Source organism: Streptomyces zhaozhouensis, assembly GCF_900230195.1.
GTDB lineage: Bacteria > Actinomycetota > Actinomycetes > Streptomycetales > Streptomycetaceae > Streptomyces > Streptomyces zhaozhouensis.
The window spans coordinates 1-17,472 of the sequence record NZ_OCNE01000007.1; the positions used below are offsets into that span (position 1 = coordinate 1).

The window sequence follows — 17,472 nt, forward strand, 5'->3', positions numbered from 1 at the left end:
GAGTCGGTGCGTTACGCGGACGCGGTGTCGGTGATGGAGGAGCAGGGGGTGCGGACGTTCGTGGAGATCGGCCCCGACGCCGTCCTCACCGCGCTCAACCGGCGGATCCTCGCCGACCGGCCCGGCACCCACACCGTCACCCTGCAACGAGGCGACCGCCCCGAGGAGCGTGCCCTCGTCGAGGGCCTGGCCGCGCTCCGGCTCAGCGGCGCGGACGTCGACTGGGAGGCGTTCTTCGCCGGCACCGGCGCCCGCCGGGTCCCGCTGCCCTCCTACGCCTTCCAGCACCGCCGGTACTGGGTGGAGGCGCCGGCGGCGACCGCCGACCCCACCGGGCTCGGCCTCGACCGCGTCGCGCACCCGCTGCTCGGCACGGCGCTGCCGCTGGGCGACAGCGGCGAGACGCTCCTCACCGGCACCCTCTCCGCCCACACCCACGCCTGGCTCGCCGCGCACACGGTGGGCGGCGAGCCCGTCGTCCCCGGCGCCGTCCTCGCCGAGCTGGCGATCCGCGCCGGCGACGAGACGGGCTGCCCCGTCGTGGAGGAACTGACCCTGGACGAGCCGCTGGTGCTCCCCGCCGGGGGCTCGCTGACGCTCCAGTTGAGGGTGGGCGCCGCCGACGCCGACGGCCGGCGCGCGCTGACCGTGCACTCCCGGCTCGGCGACGCCGGCGCCTCGTGGCTGCGCCACGCCCACGGCCGCCTCGGCGCCGGCCCGCTCACCGCGGGCCCGCCCGCCACCGGGCCGAACGCCGCCCGCGACTGGCCGCCCGCCGGCGCCGAGCCCGTCGACCTCGAAGCGTCGCGCGCACGCCTCGCCGCCGAGGGCACCGCCCACGACCAGGGCACGGCCGTCCTGACCGGGGCCTGGCGCCACGCCGGCGGACTCCTGGCCGAGGCGCGGCTGACGGACGAGGCGGCACAGAGCGCCGACGCGTTCGGCATCCACCCCGCGCTGCTCGACGCCGCCCTGCGCCCCGCGCTCGGCCCGCTGCCCGCCACCACCCGCTGGACCGGCGTGCGGCTGCACGCCACCGGCGCGCGGGAGGTGCGCGCGACGCTCACCCCGCGGCCCGAGCCCGGCAGTTACGCGCTGCGGCTGACCGACCCGGCCGGCCAGCCGGTCGCCGACGTCGCCCGCCTGACCCTCGGCACGCTCGCCCCCGAGGCGCTCACCGCCGCCAGGACCCGCGACCACGACGCGCTCTTCCACGTCGCCTGGACGTCCAGGCCGCTCGCGCCCGCGACCCTGCGCTGGGCCGAACTCGCGCCGGACGCCGGCGCGTCCGAGCTGGCGGCCCTCGCCGCCGCCGTCGCGGCCGGCGCCGAGATCGACGCCGTGCGGGTACGCCTCGCCTCCCCCGCCGGCGCCGCGCCCCCCGAGTCGACGCACGCCACCGTCGGGCGGGCCCTGGAGCTGGCGCGGCTCTGGCTGGCCGAGGACGCGCTGCACGGCGTCCCGTTGACCGTGCTCACCAGCGGCGCCGTGTCCACCGCCGACGGCGAGGACCTCACCGACCTCGGCGCCGCCGCGGCCTGGGGCCTGCTGCGCTCCGCGCAGTCCGAGGCCCCGGGCCGGATCGTCCTCGCCGACGCCCCCGACCCGGCGGCGCCCGGCGTGGAGGCCGCCCTGTCCGCCCTGGTCGCCTCCGGCGAACCCCAGGGCGCCGTGCGGGAGTCGGCGCGGGTGCTGCTGCCCCGGCTGGTGCGCCAGGAGCGGCCGGCCGCCACGGCGGCACCCGACTGGGACCCCGAGGGCACCGTGCTGGTCACCGGCGGCACCGGCACCCTCGGCGGGCTGTTCGCCCGGCACCTGGTGCGGGCACACGGCGTCCGGCATCTGCTGCTGCTCAGCCGGCGCGGCCCCCAGGCGCCGGGCGCCGCCGAGCTGCGCGCCGAACTGGCCGCGCTGGGCGCCTCGGTGACCGTCGCCGCCTGCGACGTCTCCGACCGGGGCGCCCTCGCCGGCGCGCTCGCCTCGATCCCCGCGGCGCACCCGCTGCGCGGCATCGTGCACACCGCGGGCACCCTCGACGACGGCGTGATCGGCGCGCAGACCCCCGAGCGGCTGGCCCGGGTGCTGCGGCCCAAGGCCGACGCGGCCTGGCACCTGCACGACCTGACCCGGGAGACGGAGCTGACGGCGTTCGTGGTCTTCTCCTCGGTCGCCGCGGCCGTCGGCGGCCCCGGCCAGTCGACCTACGCCGCCGCCAACGGCTTCCTCGACGCGCTGGCCCGCCACCGGGCCGCCCGTTCCTCGGCCGCCACCTCCCTCGCCTGGGGCCTGTGGGCGCAGGCGTCCGAGCTCACCGGAAACCTCACCGAGACCGACCTCGCGCGGATGGCCCGCGGCGGCTTCCCCCCGGTGGCCACCGCGCAGGGCCTGGCCCTCTTCGACCTCGCCCTGCGCGGCGGCCGGCCCGACACGGTCGCCACCCCGCTGGACCTGGCCGCGCTCCGCGCACAGCCCCGCGTTCCCGCGCTGCTCGGCGCCCTCGTCCCCGCCCCGCGCCGGGGCGCCGCCCACGGCTCGGCCGCCCAGGGCCCCTCGCTCGCCGAGCGGTTGACCGCCCTGGACGACGCCGGGGAGCGCCACGACGCGGTGCTGGCCGCCCTGCTGGAGGAGACCGCCCGGGTGCTGGGCCGCTCGGGACCCGAGGGCATCGCGCCCGACCGGCTCTTCCCCGAGCTGGGCCTCGACTCGCTCACCTCGGTCGAACTCCACGACCGGGTCTCGGCCCTCACCGGCCTCACCCTCCCGGCCACCCTGGTCTTCGACCACCCGACCCCGGGCGACCTCGCCGCCCACCTGCTCACCGTGCTGGCCCCCGACGACGCGACGGATCCGGCCGCCGACACCGTCGACCACGCGGCCGACATCCGCCTCGACGACGACATCAGGCCGGCAGCCGAGGTGGTCCGCACCGTCGACGACCCGCGGGAGATCCTGCTCACCGGGGCCAGCGGCTTCCTCGGCGCCTTCCTGCTCCGCGACCTGATGCGCACCACGCGCGCCCGCGTCCACTGCCTGGTGCGCGGCGCGGACGAGACAGCCGCCCGCGCCCGGCTCCGCGACAGCCTGGAGTGGTACCGGGTCCTGGACGACATCGACGAGGAACGGCTCACCGTCGTGGTCGGCGACCTCGCCGCGGAGCGACTCGGGCTGTCCGAGGAGCGGTTCGACACCCTGGCCCGCACCGTCGACGCGGTCTACCACGCCGGCGCCTCCGTCCACTGGCTCAAGCCGTACCGGGCGCTGCGCGACGCCAACGTGCGCGGCACCCGCGAGATCCTGCGGCTCGCCGCCCGGCACCGCACCGTCCCCGTCCACCACGTCTCCACCGTCGGCGTCTTCGACGGGCCCGTCACCCCGGGTGTGCCGCTGCGGGTGACCGACCCGACCGGCCCGGCCGAGGCGCTGCCCAGCGGCTATCTGCGCAGCAAGTGGGTCGCCGAGCAGGTGGTCGACCTGGCCAGGGAGCGCGGCCTGCCCGTCTCCGTCTACCGCGTCGACGTCATCTCCGGCGATCAGAAGAACGGCGCCTGCCAGACCCGTGACTTCGTCTGGCTCAGCCTCAAGGGCCTGATCCAGGCCGGGTCGGTGCCCGCGTCCTCCGGCGGCCGGTTCCACCTGCTGCCCGTGGACTACGTCAGCGCCGCGATCCTGGGCGTCTCCACCCGCCCGGCCGGCGCCGGCGGCACCTACCACCTGTTCAACGACAGCTCGTTGAGCCTCGCCGACTGCGTGGGCCACCTGCGGCGGCTCGGCTACCCGCTCACCGAGGCCGAGCCGGAACGCTGGCGGGAGGCGGTGCGCGCCGACCGGGACAACGCGCTGCTGCCGCTGCTGCACGCGTTCGAGCTGATGACCACGGACACCGACGCGTTCTACCCCGTGCTCGACACCGGCGAAACGGAGGCCGCCCTGGAGGGCACCGGCATCGTCTGCCCGCCGCTGACCGGTGAACTCTTCGCCAGGTACGTGGAGTTCTTCGTGCGGGAGGGACACTTCCCGCCGCCCCCGGCGCGGGGCTGACGGCACGGCGAACGGGCCGCCGGCCGCCCCCTCGGGGGACGGCCGGCGGCCCGTTTCGCACGGGGCTGGGTCAGAGGATCTCGGTGCCCGGGTCGAGGCCCAGCAGCACCCGGCCCTGCACCTCCAGATTGGTGTGCACCTGGGCCAGCGCGTGCAGCGTGAAGCCGAGGATGTCGCGGTGGTACCGCTGGAACGGGACGCTGCGCTTGATCACCGAGGCGCCGCTGAGCGCGTACAGCAGCTCCACGGCCTCCTTCGCCATCTCGGCGGCGAACGCGGTCTGTCCGCGGACCCGCGCCTTCTCCGCGTTGGTCGGCGCGCCCCCGGCGTCGGTGCGCTCCTGGAGCAGCGCGATGACCCGCCCGTTGAGCGCGGCCCCCGCCTCGATGCGGTTGGCCGCCGCCGCCACCTGCTGCTGCGTCAACGGGTGCTGCCGCTGGTCCTCCCACGAGGTGTAGGTGATGCCGCGCCCCGGTATCCGCTCCAGGAAGTGCTGGTAGGCGCCGCGCGCGATGCCCGTGGCCATCGAGGCGTACAGCGCCATGATGAACGAGACCAGTCCGTACTCGCGCCCCGGGATCCCCGCGTTCCACCGCTCACCGGTCTCGCCGACGGTGGCCCCGCCGTAGGAGACGGTGCGCCGGAGCGGGACGAAGACCTTCTCGGCGACGGTGGTGGCGCTGCCCGTGCCGCGCCCGGCCGAGACGTCCCAGTCGTCGACGATGGACAGCTCCCGCATCGGGACCAGCGCGAAGACCTCCTCCTCGCCGCCGTCCTCGTGCTCGACGACGGAGGCCAGACAGTTCCAGTCGGCGTGGTGGCAGCCCGAGTTGTAGCTCCAGCGGCCGTCGAGCACATAGCCGCCGTCGACGGGCCTCAGCCGGCCGGTCGGAGCGAACCCCAGCGACACCCGGACCGACCCGCCGTCGAAGACCTCCTTCTGCGTCTCGTCCGGGTACAGGCCGGCCATGACGGCGCCGGTGAGCCAGATGGTCATGTTCCAGCCGGACGACGGGCAGGCACTGGCCACCTCGCTCACCACCTCGGCGTGCTCGGCCAGCGGACGGCCGAGGCCGCCGAAACGTTCGGGCACCGCCATGCGGAACACCCCGGCCTGGTCGAGAAGCCTGACCGTCTCCCGTGGCACCTGGCCACGTTCCTCGGCCTCCGCGCCGTGCGCCGCGATCACGGGAACAGCGGCGCGGACCAGGTCCAGAACCTCTGCCGTCTCCTGACGATCAGTCATGCGTCCCTCCGAACCGGTTGAGCCCGTGGATATCCGGGCTTTCCCCTCGGAAACTAGCCAGTTCCGCGCACCGGCCGGCCATCGCCCGGTCACTGCCCGGTCACGCGAGCGGCCGCCCGGCGGCGGGGACGGCGACAGCGGCGCGGTACCGGTCAGGCGGGTGGTCGTCCCCGGCCCGGTGGCGGGTCGCTCGCGCGGTTCCCCGCGCCCTTCGGGCGCCGGTGGGCGGCCCGGGCGCGCCGGCAGGGCGCGCGCGTCAGTCCGCCGCGTCGCGCAGCGCCCGCGCCTCGCCCGCCTCCGGGAGGCCGAGGCGGGTGAAGATCTCCTCCGCCTCCGTCAGATGGACCGCCGCCTCCCCGCCCTGCCCCAGATCGGCCAACGCCCGGCCGAGGGCGACCAACGCGTGCCCGCGCACCCGCTCCGAGCAGCCGTCCGACGCGCGCGCGACGCCCCGCGCCGCCGCGTCCGCCGCCTCCGTCGGGCGCCCCAGGGCCCGCAGCGTGTCCGCGAGCAGATGGTGCGCCTGGGCCTCCCGTTCCCGCAGCCCGAGGGTGCGGCTCAGCCGCAGGCACTCCATGTACCGCCCGACGGCCTCCTCGTAGCGCCCCAGCTCGTGCAGCGAGAGCCCCAGCACGACCAGCGCGTACGCCAGCCCCTGCGAGTCGGACGAGGCCCGCAGCGTCGCGACCGCCTCCTCGCACACCGCCCTGGCCTCCTCCGCCCGGCCGCCCCGCAGCCTGGCCAGCGCCGCGTTCAACGTCGCCACCAGCTCCCCGGAGCGCTGCCCCAGCCGGCGGGCCAGCGGCGCCGCCTCCTCCAGATGCTCGGCGGCCTCCTCGTAGTCGTGCGCGAAGAGCGCGATGAGACCGAGGTCGTTCAACACCTGGCAGAGGATCAGCAGATCCTCCGTCGCCCGGCAGTTGATCTCCGCGATCCGCAGGTGTTCCCTGGCCTCCGTCAGCAGCGTGCGCTGCACCGCGATGTTCCCGCACAGGAAGTGCGCCCGGCCCACGGTGTGCTTGTCGTCCAGCGCCTCCGCGGCCTCCGCGAGCGCGGAGGCGGCCTGCGCCAGCCGTTCCCGCTGCACGTGGGGGCCGAAGGCGGTGAGCGCGATCAGCAGGCCGACCGCCTTGCGCACCGTGTCGGCGCCCACCGGCTCGGACGCGGCGGCCAGCGCGGCGCGCGCCTCGCGGGCCACCTCCAGCACGGCCGTGAACGCGCCCCTCGCCTCGGTCGCCACCCACTCGCGCGCCGCGCACGCGTCGTCGAAACGCATCCCGCTGCTGCGGCTCGGGCCGATCGCGTGGCTGATCCGGTCGCCCGGCACCACGTGCCGGAACGCGTGCGCCGTCGTCGCCACCAGGAAGTCGATCAACCGGTCCAGCGCGCACAGCCGTTCGGCGGCCGACGTCTGCTGCTGGCCGAACGCGCGCAGCAGCCCGTGGCACCGGTAGCGCCCCGGCTGCGAGGTCTCCAGCAGCGAGGCGTCGACCAGCGACTCCAGCTGCGCCTCCGTCTCGTTCTCGTCGAGCCCCAGCACGGCGGAGGCGGCCGGCAGCCCGATCTCCGGGTCGCAGACGGTGGCGATCAGCCGGAACGCCCTGGCCTGCTCCGCGCTCAGCTGCTGGTAGCCGATCTCGAAGACCGCCTCGACGGCCAGGTCGCCGGCGCGCAGCTCGGAGAGCCGGCGGCGTTCGTCGGCCAGCCGGGCGCTCAGCGCCGCCGCGCCCCAGTGCGGCCGGGACGCCAGCCGGGAGGCCGCTATCCGCACCGCCAGCGGCAGCAGCCCGCACCGGTGGACCAGCTCCACCACGGCCGACAGGTCCCGGTTGACGCTGGCGGGTCCCGCGACCCGCTCCACCAGCGCCACCGCCTCGTCCGTGCGGAAGCCCGTCAGGTCGACCCGGGCCGAGGTCGGCAGGCCCCACAGCCGGGCCCTGCTGGTCATCAGCACCGCGCAACTGGCCGTGCCGGGCAGTATCTGGTTGATCTGGGCCGTGTCCCGCACGTTGTCCAGGACGATCAGCACCCGCTTGCCGTTGAGCAGGGAACGCAGCAGCCCGGCGCGGTCGTCCACGTTCTCCGGCACGGCGCGCGCGGCCACGCCCAGCGCGGTGAGGAAGCTGCTCAGCACCAGTCCGGGCGCCGTCGCGTCGTGCTGGGTGCCGCGCATGTCCGCGTAGAGCTGGCCGTCCGGGAAGCGCTGCCGCACCTCGTGCGCCGCGCGCACGGCCAGCGCGGTCTTGCCGACGCCGCCCATCCCGGTGATCAGCACCACCGGCGGCGCGTCGTAGCGGTGGGTGACCAGCGCCCGGGTCAACGTGCCGAGCGCGGTGACCCGACCGGTGAAGTCGACGGCACCGTTGGGCAGTTGGGCGGGGACCGGGGCGCCGACGGTGAACGCGGGCGCCTCGTCGCCTTCCGCGGCGTGGGCGGCCCGCTCCCCGGCCTCGGACGCGACCGGCTCGGGGGCGATCGCCCGCCACGGCTCGGCGGCCTCCTCGACGGGGAACGCGGCACCGGACTCCGCCGGGGCGAGGGCGACCTGTTCGCGCCCGCGCGCCTCCGACTGCGGTGTGGCGGGGTCGTCGAGGAGCAGCCGCTGGTAGAGGTCGCGCAGCTCCAGGCTGGGCTCCACGCCCAACTCCTCGACCAGGCGCTCCCGCAGCCGGTGGTAGGCGGCCAGCGCGTCGGCGAGCCGACCCGTGGAGTGCAGGGCCCGCATGTGGAGCGCGTGAAAGCGCTCCCGCAGCGGGTGGGCGCTCGCCAGCGCGCCCAGCTCCGGCACCGCGAGCGCCGGAGCGCCCTGGCGGAGCAGCACCTCGAAGTGCTCCTCCAGCAGCGTCAGTCGCAGCTCCCCGAGGCGCTGGCGCTGCTGCTCGGCGTGGGGACCCGGCACCCCGGCTAACGGTTCGCCGCGCCACAGCGCGAGGGCCTGCCCGATCTGCTCGCCGGCCTTCGCCAGGCGTCCCGCCGACCGGTGCTCCACCGCCTGGGACGCCAACTGCTCCGCCCAGAGCGCGTCCACGTCCCTGCGGGCCAGCGCCAGTCGGTAGCCGTCGCCCACGGAGATCAGGGTTCTCGGCTTCGTCCGGCTCTCCGCGAGGGCCTGCCGCAGCCGCCAGGCGTAGGTCCTGATCGTGGCCGGCGCGGAGTTGGGCGACGTGGGGCCCCACACCGCGTCGATGAGTTCCTGGAGCGAGGCGGCCCGCCCGGCACGCAGCAGCAGCACCGCGAGCATCGCCTGTTGCTGCGGTGAGCCGACGCTGATGCTCTGCTGCCCCCGAGAGGCTCCCACGGGGCCCAGCGTGGCGAACCGAACTGTCTGGGACATGTCTTCCTTTCACGGGGCGCGTGTCCTGGCGCGCCTCGCATGGTGTCTCCTGCCCACGGCGGCGGGCGAGTTGGCCTGGGACTCCCGTGTCCGGTCAACGGGTCGGTCGGGCTGACCTGTGGGGGATGTCGCGTCCTGGAAGACGGTCGTGCGGGTCCCTCCCCTTCTCGGCGTGCCCTTCCGACGAGTGCCCTCGTCCGCCGCCCCCGTCGACCGGGGTCCCCGCGCCCGTCGTCCCGCCGACGCGAGGACGCCGACCGTCCCGGGAAGGGGGCGGCCTGGCGGGCCGATCGAGGACACCTGCCCGTGTTCGGCGAACAGATGACGCTTTGTCGACTACCGTACCAACCAACAATATGTCACTCGGCGCCACAGAGACGTTGGGTGACAGCGTGTGACAATGCGGGCGGCGCCAACCGGACGTGAGCGCGCCGCCCCCGCCGTTCGTCGCGCTCCGTGGCGAAGCCCCACGGGCGGCCGGAACACCGCCGGCGCGGCCCGGGGCGGCGGGCCCGGCTATCCGGCGCTCGTCACGTTCGGGCGGCTCCGGGGGGTCTGCTAGTGTCCGGCGCGTGTTCACCGAGGCGCGACGGACGGGACTGCGGGACGCGCTGGTGGCCGCGGCGGAGGGGGACCCGCGTGTCACCGCCGCCGCGCTCGTCGGTTCCGCCGCCGTCGGCCGGGAGGACCGCTGGTCGGACATCGACCTGGCGCTGGCCGTCGCTCCCGACGCGGACTTTGGGCGGGTGGTCGCCGACTGGACCGCGCGGATGGCGGCCCACGACGTGGTCGACCGGCTGGACCTCCCCCTCGGCGCCACGCTCTTCCGCGTCTTCCTGCTCCGCGACACCCTTCAGGTGGACCTCTCCTTCTGGCCGGCCGCCGAGTTCGGGGCCACGGGGCCGAAGTGGCGGCTGCTCTTCGGCGCCGCCAACGAGGAGCTGCCGCACGTCCGCCCGCCCCGGGCACGCGACCTCGTCGGCCGGGCCTGGCTCCACGCGCTGCATGTCAGGTCGAGCCTCGCGCGCGGGCGCGGCTGGCAGGCCGAGCACATGCTGAGCGGGATGCGGGAACAGGTGCTCGCCCTGGCCTGCCTGCGCCACGGCCTGCCGGCCGTCCAGGGCCGGGGCGTGGACGACCTGCCCGGGGAGGTCACCGGACCGTTCGCCGAGACGCTGGCCCGCTCCGTCGCCCCCGACGAGGTGGGCCGCGCGTTCGCGGTGACCACGCGGGCGCTGCTGGCCGAGGTGGCGCTGGTGGACGCCGCGCTCGCCGCGCGCCTGGACGAGACGCTGCGCCGGCTGGGCGGGCTCGCCCCCGGCTGAGGCGCCCCGGCCGTCGCGCGGCCCGGCGGCCCGGCGGCCCGGCGGCGCGACCGGTCGACGGCGCCCGCGCCGCGCTTCGTTGCGCTGGGCGTTCGCGCGGTGACACTGGGTCGCATGGTGTCACGGGAGAGCGAGCCGCCGGACGACCCGACCGCCGGCGGGATGCCCAGCCCCTCGGCCGGGCTGCCGCCCCTCGACGAGCGACAGGTCGAGGTGCTGCGCCGGGTGGGCCGGGAGTGGGGCGAGGCGGCCGGCGACCCGGCCGCGTGGCGCCGCGCGCTGCCCGTGGAGCCGAACCTCGGCGGCTTCCCCGCCCCGGCCGAGATCCGGCCCGCCGCGTTCGGCCGGCACGTCCGCGTCTCCCCCCTGGGCGACGCGCCCGACCTCCCCCGGCCGGACGCCATCGAGTGGGAGGGGAGCGAGGGCGCCGGGGGCGGGCGCCGCGCCCGCCTCGCCCACCTGCTGCGCCGCGCCGTGCTGGGGATGCCGCTGCGCAGCAGCGCCATCGCCAGGGAACGGCTGCCCAAGCGCGTCGCGCTGCCGGTGCTCTCCGCCGACGCGCTCTCCGCCGTCGCCTACGGACCCGAGGCGCTGCTCGCGGTCCTCGTCCTCGCCGGGACCGCCGGCCTCGTCTACGCGACGCCGCTCGCGGCCCTCATCGTCGTGCTGATGGTCTTCGTCGCGCTCTCCTACCGGCAGACCATCCGCGCCTACCCGCACGGCGGCGGCTCCTACCTCGTCGCCAGCGCCAATCTCGGCCGCACGCCGGGACTGCTGGCCGCCGCCGGGCTGATGACGGACTACGTCCTCACCGTCTCCGTCTCCGTCGCGGCCGGGGTCGCCGCGATCGGGCCGGTCCTCCCGGTGGCGGAGCGTTCGCCCGTGTGGCTCGGCGCCGCCGTGATCCTCGTGCTGCTCGCCGGCAACCTCAGGGGCGTGCGCCAGGCGGGCCGGCTCTTCGCCGTGCCCACCTACGCCTTCGTGCTCGCCGTGCTGCTGCTGGTGGGCGCCGGGCTCTACCAGGCCGCCGGGAACGGCTTCACCCCCGAGCCGGCCGCGCCCCCGCACGCCACCGAGGCCGTCACCCTCTACCTGGTGATGCGCGCCTTCGCCTCCGGCTCCACGGCGATGACCGGCATCGAGGCGATCTCCAACGCGGTGCCGATCTTCCAGCCGACGGAGTGGCGCAACGCCCGCACCACGCTGACCTGCATGATCCTGATGCTGATCACCCTGTTCACCGGCATCATGACGCTGGTCCACCTCACCGGCGTGACCCCGAACCACCACGAGACGCTGCTCTCCCAGCTCGCCCACCACGTCTTCGGCTCGGGGCCCTGGTACGTCTTCGTGCAACTGGCGACCGCCGCCGTCCTGTTGCTGGCGGCGAACACGGCGTACAACGACTTCCCCCGGGTGCTGTTCCTGCTGGCCCGCGACTGGTACGCGCCCCGGTCCTTCCTGCGCCTCGGCGACCGGCTCGCCTTCAGCCACGGGATCATCCTGCTCACCGCGGCGGCGCTGCTGCTCTTCGTCGCGTTCGGGGGCCGGACCTCCGCCCTCATCCCGCTGTACGCCGTCGGTGTCTTCCTCGCCTTCACCCTGTCCCAGGCCGGGATGGTGGTGCACTGGCACCGCACGCGCGACCGCCACCGGCGGCGCAGCCTGCTGCTGAACGCGGCCGGCTGCGCGCTGGCCGGCGTCGTCTTCGTGGCCGCCGTGGTCACCAAGTTCGCGGCCGGCGCCTGGGTGGCGATCCTCGCCATCGGGGGCTTCCTGCTGCTGACCACCCGCATCCGGCGCCACTACGACCGCGTCGGCGAGGCGCTGCGGCTCCACCCGGGCGCCCTCGAACTCCCCGCCACCGCCTGCTCGGTGCCCGCGGCCTCCGGCCCGGCCCCCGAGGCGGAGGGCGGGGGCCGGCAGGAGGACGACCGGGGGGACACCGACGAGTCGGAACGGGAGGAGGCGCCCGAGCAGATCCACCATCTGTCCATCGTGCCCGTCGCCGTCCTCGACCTGGCGGGAATGCGCGCCCTGGCCTACGCCGCCGCCCTGCGCCAGCCGGTCCTCGCCCTGCACGTCAGCCCCAGCGACGAGGAGGCGGACCGCTTCCGCGACAACTGGCACCAGTGGGGCGACCATCTGCCCCTGGAGGTCGTCGTCACCCCGTACCGCGCGATCATCGCGCCGATGATCCACTACATCGAGGCACTCCACCGCCAGCGCCCCGACCTGACGATGACGGTGATCCTCCCCGAGATCGTCCCCCGGCGCCGCCGCCACCGGCTCCTGCACAGCCGCGTCGCCGGCCGGCTGCGCCGCTCCCTGCGCGCCCTCCCGAAGGTCGTCGTCACGACGGTCCCCTTCCACGTCTGAGGCCCGGCGCCCCGCACCTCAGACCGGTGTCGCCGCCGGTCCCGCACCCGGCGCGGAAGGAGACCGCCGTGAGCCTGGTACGCCCCACCGACCCCGACTTCCTCGTGAGCCGGCCTCGACCGGAACCCGGACGTCCGCACCGCCCTCGCCCGCGGTCTTCGTGCTGGCGACCGGCGGCATCTCGACGGTCACGAAGCGATAGCCCGCCGGACGCCGCCCGCCGTCCCGGGGGAACCGCGGGACCCGCCCTACGGCTCGGACAGCCGCCGGTTCCACCAGCCGGCGCCCGGCTCCAGAGGGGCGCCCGGGTCGGGGAGGGTGCGGCGGGCGAACTCCTCGTCCACGCGGGCGAGCAGCGCCCGCACCTCGCGGCGCGGGCGGGGCGGCAGCGCCCGCAGCAGCGCCTCGACGGTGTCGCGGCCGTCGAGGGCGTCGTCGCAGGGGCAGTTCACCACGTGCGGGTAGAGCACCCGGCCGGGCGCCCGCAGCGGCCGGGCGAACCGGGCGAGGGAGTCCTGGAGGCAGCCGGGCCAGAACCGTTCGGCCTCCAGCCGGTGCACGGCGGCCCTGGTCGCGCCGCCGAGCCCGGGGAGTTCGCTGAAACGCCGGGGGGCGCCGCCCCGGGGCGTGCGCCGCTGTCGGGCGCGCGAGGCGCCGGGCGGCCTACGCGGCATCGCCCTCGAAGATCGCGGTCATGGGCCCCATGATGCGGCGGAACGGCTGGTCATACAAGCTGTGTATGATGCCGCTTCGGGCGCGCGACGCCCACCCTCTCGACCACCGATCGAACCACTCTCTGCTTGACGCAGGGCTGGCGCGACCGTAAGGCGGCCGGATACTCCCCTCCGTGAGTTCCGGTATCTACCGCAGTCCAGCGCACGTGGACAGCTCTCGGCGCGCCCGCGGCGGCGCGCCACCAAGCGGCGGAAAGGCGAGGCCGTGGCGTCCACGGTCACCCCGCGTCCGGCCCGGCGGCCGGAAGCACGTCGGCCCGGTTACGGGCAACTGCTCCGCACCCCCGGAGCCTGGACGTTCCTCCTCCCCGGCTTCGCGGCCCGGCAGCCGTTCGGGATGCTCACCCTCTCCCTGGTGCTGCTCGTCCAGCACACCACCGGCTCCTACGGCGCCGCCGGCGCGGTGGCGGCCGTCACCGGGACGTCGATGGCGCTGGCCGCGCCGCTGGCCGGCCGGTTGACGGACCGGTACGGGCAACGCGCCGTGCTGGTGCCCTCCGTGCTCGCGCACGCCGCGGCGGCGGCGCTGCTGCTGGTGCTCGCCCTCTCGCACGCGCCGCTGTGGGCGCTGTTCGCGGTGGCCGTGCCGACCGGCGCCACCGTCCCGCAGATCGGGCCGATGGTGCGCGCCCGCTGGAGCGTCGCCCTGCGGGACTCGCCGCTGGCCTCCACCGCGGCCGCGTTCGAGTCCGTGACCGACGAGTTCACCTTCGTCATCGGCCCGCTGCTGGCCACCGCCCTGTGCACCGCCGTGACACCGGCCGCCGGGCTGGTGGCCGAGGCGACGCTGACCCTGGTCGGCGGGTTGCTGTTCGCCGCCAGCAGGCGCACCCAGCCGCCGGTGGACCGGGCGGCCGGGAGCCGCGGGAGGCGGGCGTCCGCGCTGCGCGTCCCCGGCGTGCGGGTGCTGGTCGTCGCCTTTCTGGGCGTCGGGTGCGTCTTCGGCGGGATGCAGGTGTCGCTGGCGGCGTTCACCGAGGCGATCGACCGGCCGGGACTCAACGGCGTCCTCTACGGGATCTTCGCCGCCGGCAACATGCTCTCCGGCCTGGCCTGCGGCGCGATCGCCTGGCGCGTCGCCCCGCGGCACCGCCTGCTGACCGGCTACGCGGCGCTCGCCCTGGCGGCCTCCGCGCTGTGGGCGGCGGACTCGGTGCTCCTGCTCGCCGCGCTGGGCCTGGTGGTCGGGGTGTGCGTCGCGCCGGTGATCGTCACCGGCTTCACGCTGGTCGGCGACATGGTTCTCGGCGCCCGCACCGAGGCGTTCACCTGGCTGTCGGGCGCGGTCGCCCTCGGCCAGGCGGCGGCGGCCACCGTGGCGGGGCAGTTCGAGGACCGGCTGTGGGACGGCGCCGGGTTCCTGGTGCCGATGATCGGCGTGCTGCTGGCGTTGGTCACCCTGCTGGCCGCGCGCTCCCGGCTCCACCCGTCCCCGGACCTGTCCCCGCGCCCGTCCCCGGTCGGGACGGGGAGCGTGCGCCCCGTGGCGTGACCCGCACCCGCCGGGACCGGCGCGACCGGGCGAGCCGCCCGATCCCGAACGCCGCCGCGTGCACGCCCGCGATGGCCAGCGGAAACGCCAGGGCACCGGTCAGGGCCCCGCGCGCGTCGACCTCGCGGAGCACCCCGGCCCGGCGCGACGCGCGCCGGGCCCAGAGCGCGTACGGGGCGACGACCAGCGGGGCGGTGACCACGCCCGGCGTGTAGCGGCCCAGGGCGGCGCTCTGCGCGACGTGGGAGACCGCGTGCAGCCCGAAACCGGCGACCACGGTCTGGAAGAACGGCGAACGGCCCCCGGTCCTCGCCCCGTCGGCCGCCGCGCCGCCGACCACCAGGCCCATCAGGCCGATCGCGGTGGCCGCGTGCGCCGGCGTCACGCGCAGCGCGGACCACACCCGCTCGGGCACCTCGGGATGCCGCGCGCGCAGCCGCTCCACCTGGGCCGCCGCCCAGCCGGGCATCGTGGCCAGCTCTTCCAGATCGTGTACCGCGAACGCGGCCAACAGCCCCCAGGCGACCGCCGGTGAGATCTCCCCCGGCCGCCCACTCCGCTCCGTCAACTCCCGCCTCCCGACGGCCCGCCGCGCGGCGGGCGGCGCCGGGCACCACCGTACGCCCGTCAGGGGCGGGTCTCGGGCACGCCCCGGTCCGGGACCGGGGCGATCAACGTGTCCACGTCCTGGGCGGCCAGCGCCTCGCGGGCGGTGGCCGGCAGCCCGGTGTCGGTGACGATGGCGTCGAAGTCCTCCAGGCCGGCCACCCGGTAGGAGCCGAAGGAGCCGTACTTGGCGCTGCCGCCGACCAGCACGGTGCGGGCGGCGACGGCCATCGCGGCACGTTTGACCTCGACCTTGGCCGCGGAGGGCGTGGTGACGCCGTGCCGCAGATCCCAGGAACTGGTGGAGACGAAGGCGATGTCCAGGGCGAGTTGGCCGAGGGTGGCGGCGGCGAGCTGGCCCACGGCGGAGCGGTTGGCGGGCTCGACCCGGCCGCCGGTGTGGATGACCTCGACGCCGGGGACCGCCATCAGGGAGTTGGCCGAGGTGAAGTCGTTGGTCACCACGGTCATGCCGCGCCGCTTGGCGAGATGCGGGACGAGCGCCTGGCAGGTGGTGCCGGCGTCGAGGTAGACGGTGGTGTCGTCGTGCAGGAAGGACGCGGCCAACTCGGCGATGGCGAGCTTGGCGGGGGTGTCCATGGTGCTCTTGTCGACGAAGCTCGGCTCCTGGTGGAGCTGGCCCGCGATCCGCACCCCGCCGGGGACGGACACCGCGCGTCCCTGGCGTTCCAGCGCGGCGATGTCCCGACGGACCGTCATGTGCGAGACGGCCAGCAGCTCCGTCAGCTGGTGCACGCTCAGCACGGCGTGCTGCCGCAGCAGGGTGATCAGCAACTCGCGGCGCTGGTCGGGGATCAGCGGGGTGTCGCGGCCCTCCTCGGGCGGCATGGTGCCTCCAGTCACGAACGCCGGGCGGGGGGAAGTGCGACGCCGCGGTGTCCGCCGCCCCGGGGGCGGCGGACACCGGGCTTCGTCATATCAGGCCGAAACCGTACAGCAGGTAGACCATCGCGAATCCGGTGACCCCGGAGAGCGCGGAGGCCACTCCGACGGACCGGATGCCCTGGCCGACGGTCAGGTTGGAGAGCGTGACGGTGGTCCAGAAGCCCGACGAGTTGGCGTGCTTCATGATCTGCGCGCCGGTGCCGCACGCCAGGTAGACGGCGAGCATCGAGATGCCGAGCCCCTCGGCCAGCGGTTCCATGATGGCCGCCGCCGTCATGACGCCCAGGATGTTGGAGCCGGTGATCGTGCAGATCGCGGCGGCCACCAGGAAGGGCACCAGGATCGGGGAGAGGCCCCAGTCGCGGATCATGTCGGCGACGGACTCGGCCACCTCGGTGTCGCGGATGATCGCGGCCAGCGCGCCCCCGACGCCGGTGAGCGCCACGGGCAGGGCGGCCAGCCGCAGTCCGGCCTCGAAGAGGTCGTTGACGGTCTCCTTGTGCCGCCACTTCGCGCGGAAGAGGGGCAGCGCGGAGAGGCAGCCGAGGAAGAGGGCGATGGTCGGGTTGCCCAGGAAGGCGATGACGCCGCCGACGGCGTTGTCCAGCTCCCACAGGTCGATCGCGTAGGAGCTGGTGACGATCAGGACGAGCGGCAGCAGGACGGGCAGCAGCGAGGGGAGCAGGGGCGGCAGCCCGTCGTCCTCGGTTCCGTCGCCGGTGCCGGCCCCGCCGCCGCCGGGGGAGCCCGGCTTGCCGAGGTGGGCGACCAGCTCGGGCAGCGGCTCCACATGGGTCTTGATGGTCAGCAGGTACAGCGTGGCGACGATGATGCCGGGCAGCGCGACGAGGGTGCCCCACAGCATCGCCTCGCCGAACTCGACGCCGAGCAGGCTGGTGGCCGCGAGCGGGCCGGGGCCGGGCGGCACCAGCGAGGTCATCACGTAGGCGCCGATGTAGAGGATCGGTCCCAGCCGCATCATCGAGGTGCCGGTGCGGTGCGCCAGCGCGGAGACCACCGGGATCAGCATCACCACGGCGGTGTCGGCGATCAGCGGGATGCCCAGCACCACCGAGGCGATGGCCACCGCCCACGGCACACGCTTGCCGGGGAAGAGCCGCAGCGCGCTGAGGGTGATGCGTTCGGCCGCCCTGCTCAGCTCCAGCATCTTGCCGAGCACACAGCCGAAGATGATCAGGAGGCCCACTTTCGCGAGGGTGCTCCCGAACGCCTCGGTGACCAGGTCGACGGTGCGCACCCCGCCGGTGCCGAGTGCCAGCCCGAGGACGACCACGATCATGAAGAGCGTGGCCACCGGATGGACCTTGTATCGGGCGATCAGCAGCACCAGCACCGCGATCGCCACCGCGAACGCGGTGAGTGTGTAGACGTCGGACATGGCGAACCTCTCG

General features: G+C 75.6%; 10 protein-coding genes. 4 read left to right on the top strand and 6 right to left on the bottom strand.

All coding sequences use genetic code 11. The annotated features are described in order from the left end of the window. Nucleotides 1-4,038 (top strand): thioester reductase domain-containing protein (locus CRP51_RS12030; RefSeq protein ID WP_099459301.1); only part of this gene is annotated, 4,038 nt, incomplete at its 5' end. 70 nt (nucleotides 4,039-4,108) lie between these two features. Here CRP51_RS12030 and CRP51_RS12035 read toward each other — a convergent pair. Both CRP51_RS12035 and CRP51_RS12040 read right to left on the bottom strand, forming a co-directional pair. Continuing rightward, nucleotides 4,109-5,284: an acyl-CoA dehydrogenase family protein gene (locus CRP51_RS12035; protein WP_097231108.1), complete on the bottom strand. Its 1,176-nt coding sequence runs from the start codon at nucleotides 5,282-5,284 to the stop codon at nucleotides 4,109-4,111. Nucleotides 5,285-5,540: 256 nt separating this feature from the next. Beyond that, nucleotides 5,541-8,618, bottom strand: a complete 3,078-nt coding sequence (locus CRP51_RS12040; RefSeq protein ID WP_097231109.1) for an AfsR/SARP family transcriptional regulator — start codon at nucleotides 8,616-8,618, stop codon at nucleotides 5,541-5,543. 572 nt (nucleotides 8,619-9,190) lie between these two features. Here CRP51_RS12040 and CRP51_RS12045 point away from each other — a divergent pair. Further along, on the top strand, nucleotides 9,191-9,943 hold the full coding sequence (locus CRP51_RS12045) for a nucleotidyltransferase domain-containing protein (protein WP_097231110.1): 753 nt from the start codon (nucleotides 9,191-9,193) through the stop codon (nucleotides 9,941-9,943). 114 nt (nucleotides 9,944-10,057) lie between these two features. Next, entirely contained in the window at nucleotides 10,058-12,322 is a 2,265-nt protein-coding gene (locus CRP51_RS12050) for an APC family permease (protein WP_097231111.1), read from the top strand. Between the two features lie 248 nt (nucleotides 12,323-12,570). Here the strand turns inward: CRP51_RS12050 and CRP51_RS12055 are convergent, their stop codons facing one another. Next, complete coding sequence (locus CRP51_RS12055) at nucleotides 12,571-12,996, bottom strand: hypothetical protein (RefSeq protein WP_097231112.1); 426 nt, start codon at nucleotides 12,994-12,996, stop codon at nucleotides 12,571-12,573. A 265-nt stretch (nucleotides 12,997-13,261) separates the two neighbouring features. Here CRP51_RS12055 and CRP51_RS12060 point away from each other — a divergent pair, with 265 nt between their 5' ends. Next, nucleotides 13,262-14,548: an MFS transporter gene (locus tag CRP51_RS12060; RefSeq protein WP_170970523.1), complete on the top strand. Its 1,287-nt coding sequence runs from the start codon at nucleotides 13,262-13,264 to the stop codon at nucleotides 14,546-14,548. Here the strand turns inward: CRP51_RS12060 and CRP51_RS12065 are convergent. The 3 genes from CRP51_RS12065 to CRP51_RS12075 all read right to left on the bottom strand — a co-directional run bounded on the left by CRP51_RS12065 (nucleotide 14,451) and on the right by CRP51_RS12075 (nucleotide 17,459). Next, nucleotides 14,451-15,116, bottom strand: coding sequence for an HXXEE domain-containing protein (locus CRP51_RS12065; RefSeq protein ID WP_245880537.1), 666 nt, complete (start codon nucleotides 15,114-15,116; stop codon nucleotides 14,451-14,453). The two genes, CRP51_RS12060 and CRP51_RS12065, sit on opposite strands and share 98 nt — an antisense overlap. Nucleotides 15,117-15,175: 59 nt before the next feature. Further along, nucleotides 15,176-16,003: a DeoR/GlpR family DNA-binding transcription regulator gene (locus CRP51_RS12070; protein WP_097231113.1), complete on the bottom strand. Its 828-nt coding sequence runs from the start codon at nucleotides 16,001-16,003 to the stop codon at nucleotides 15,176-15,178. A gap of 85 nt (nucleotides 16,004-16,088) precedes the next feature. Beyond that, on the bottom strand, nucleotides 16,089-17,459 hold the full coding sequence (locus CRP51_RS12075; RefSeq protein WP_097231312.1) for a GntP family permease: 1,371 nt from the start codon (nucleotides 17,457-17,459) through the stop codon (nucleotides 16,089-16,091). Nucleotides 17,460-17,472: the final 13 nt, after the last annotated feature.

Coding starts and splice junctions, on each gene's coding strand:
- CRP51_RS12035 (WP_097231108.1), bottom strand. CDS start 5,284: ATGACTGATCGTCAGGAGACGGCAGAGGTTCTGGACCTGGTCCGCGCC.
- CRP51_RS12040 (WP_097231109.1), bottom strand. CDS start 8,618: ATGTCCCAGACAGTTCGGTTCGCCACGCTGGGCCCCGTGGGAGCCTCT.
- CRP51_RS12050 (WP_097231111.1), top strand. CDS start 10,058: ATGGTGTCACGGGAGAGCGAGCCGCCGGACGACCCGACCGCCGGCGGG.
- CRP51_RS12055 (WP_097231112.1), bottom strand. CDS start 12,996: ATGCCGCGTAGGCCGCCCGGCGCCTCGCGCGCCCGACAGCGGCGCACG.
- CRP51_RS12070 (WP_097231113.1), bottom strand. CDS start 16,003: ATGCCGCCCGAGGAGGGCCGCGACACCCCGCTGATCCCCGACCAGCGC.
- CRP51_RS12075 (WP_097231312.1), bottom strand. CDS start 17,459: ATGTCCGACGTCTACACACTCACCGCGTTCGCGGTGGCGATCGCGGTG.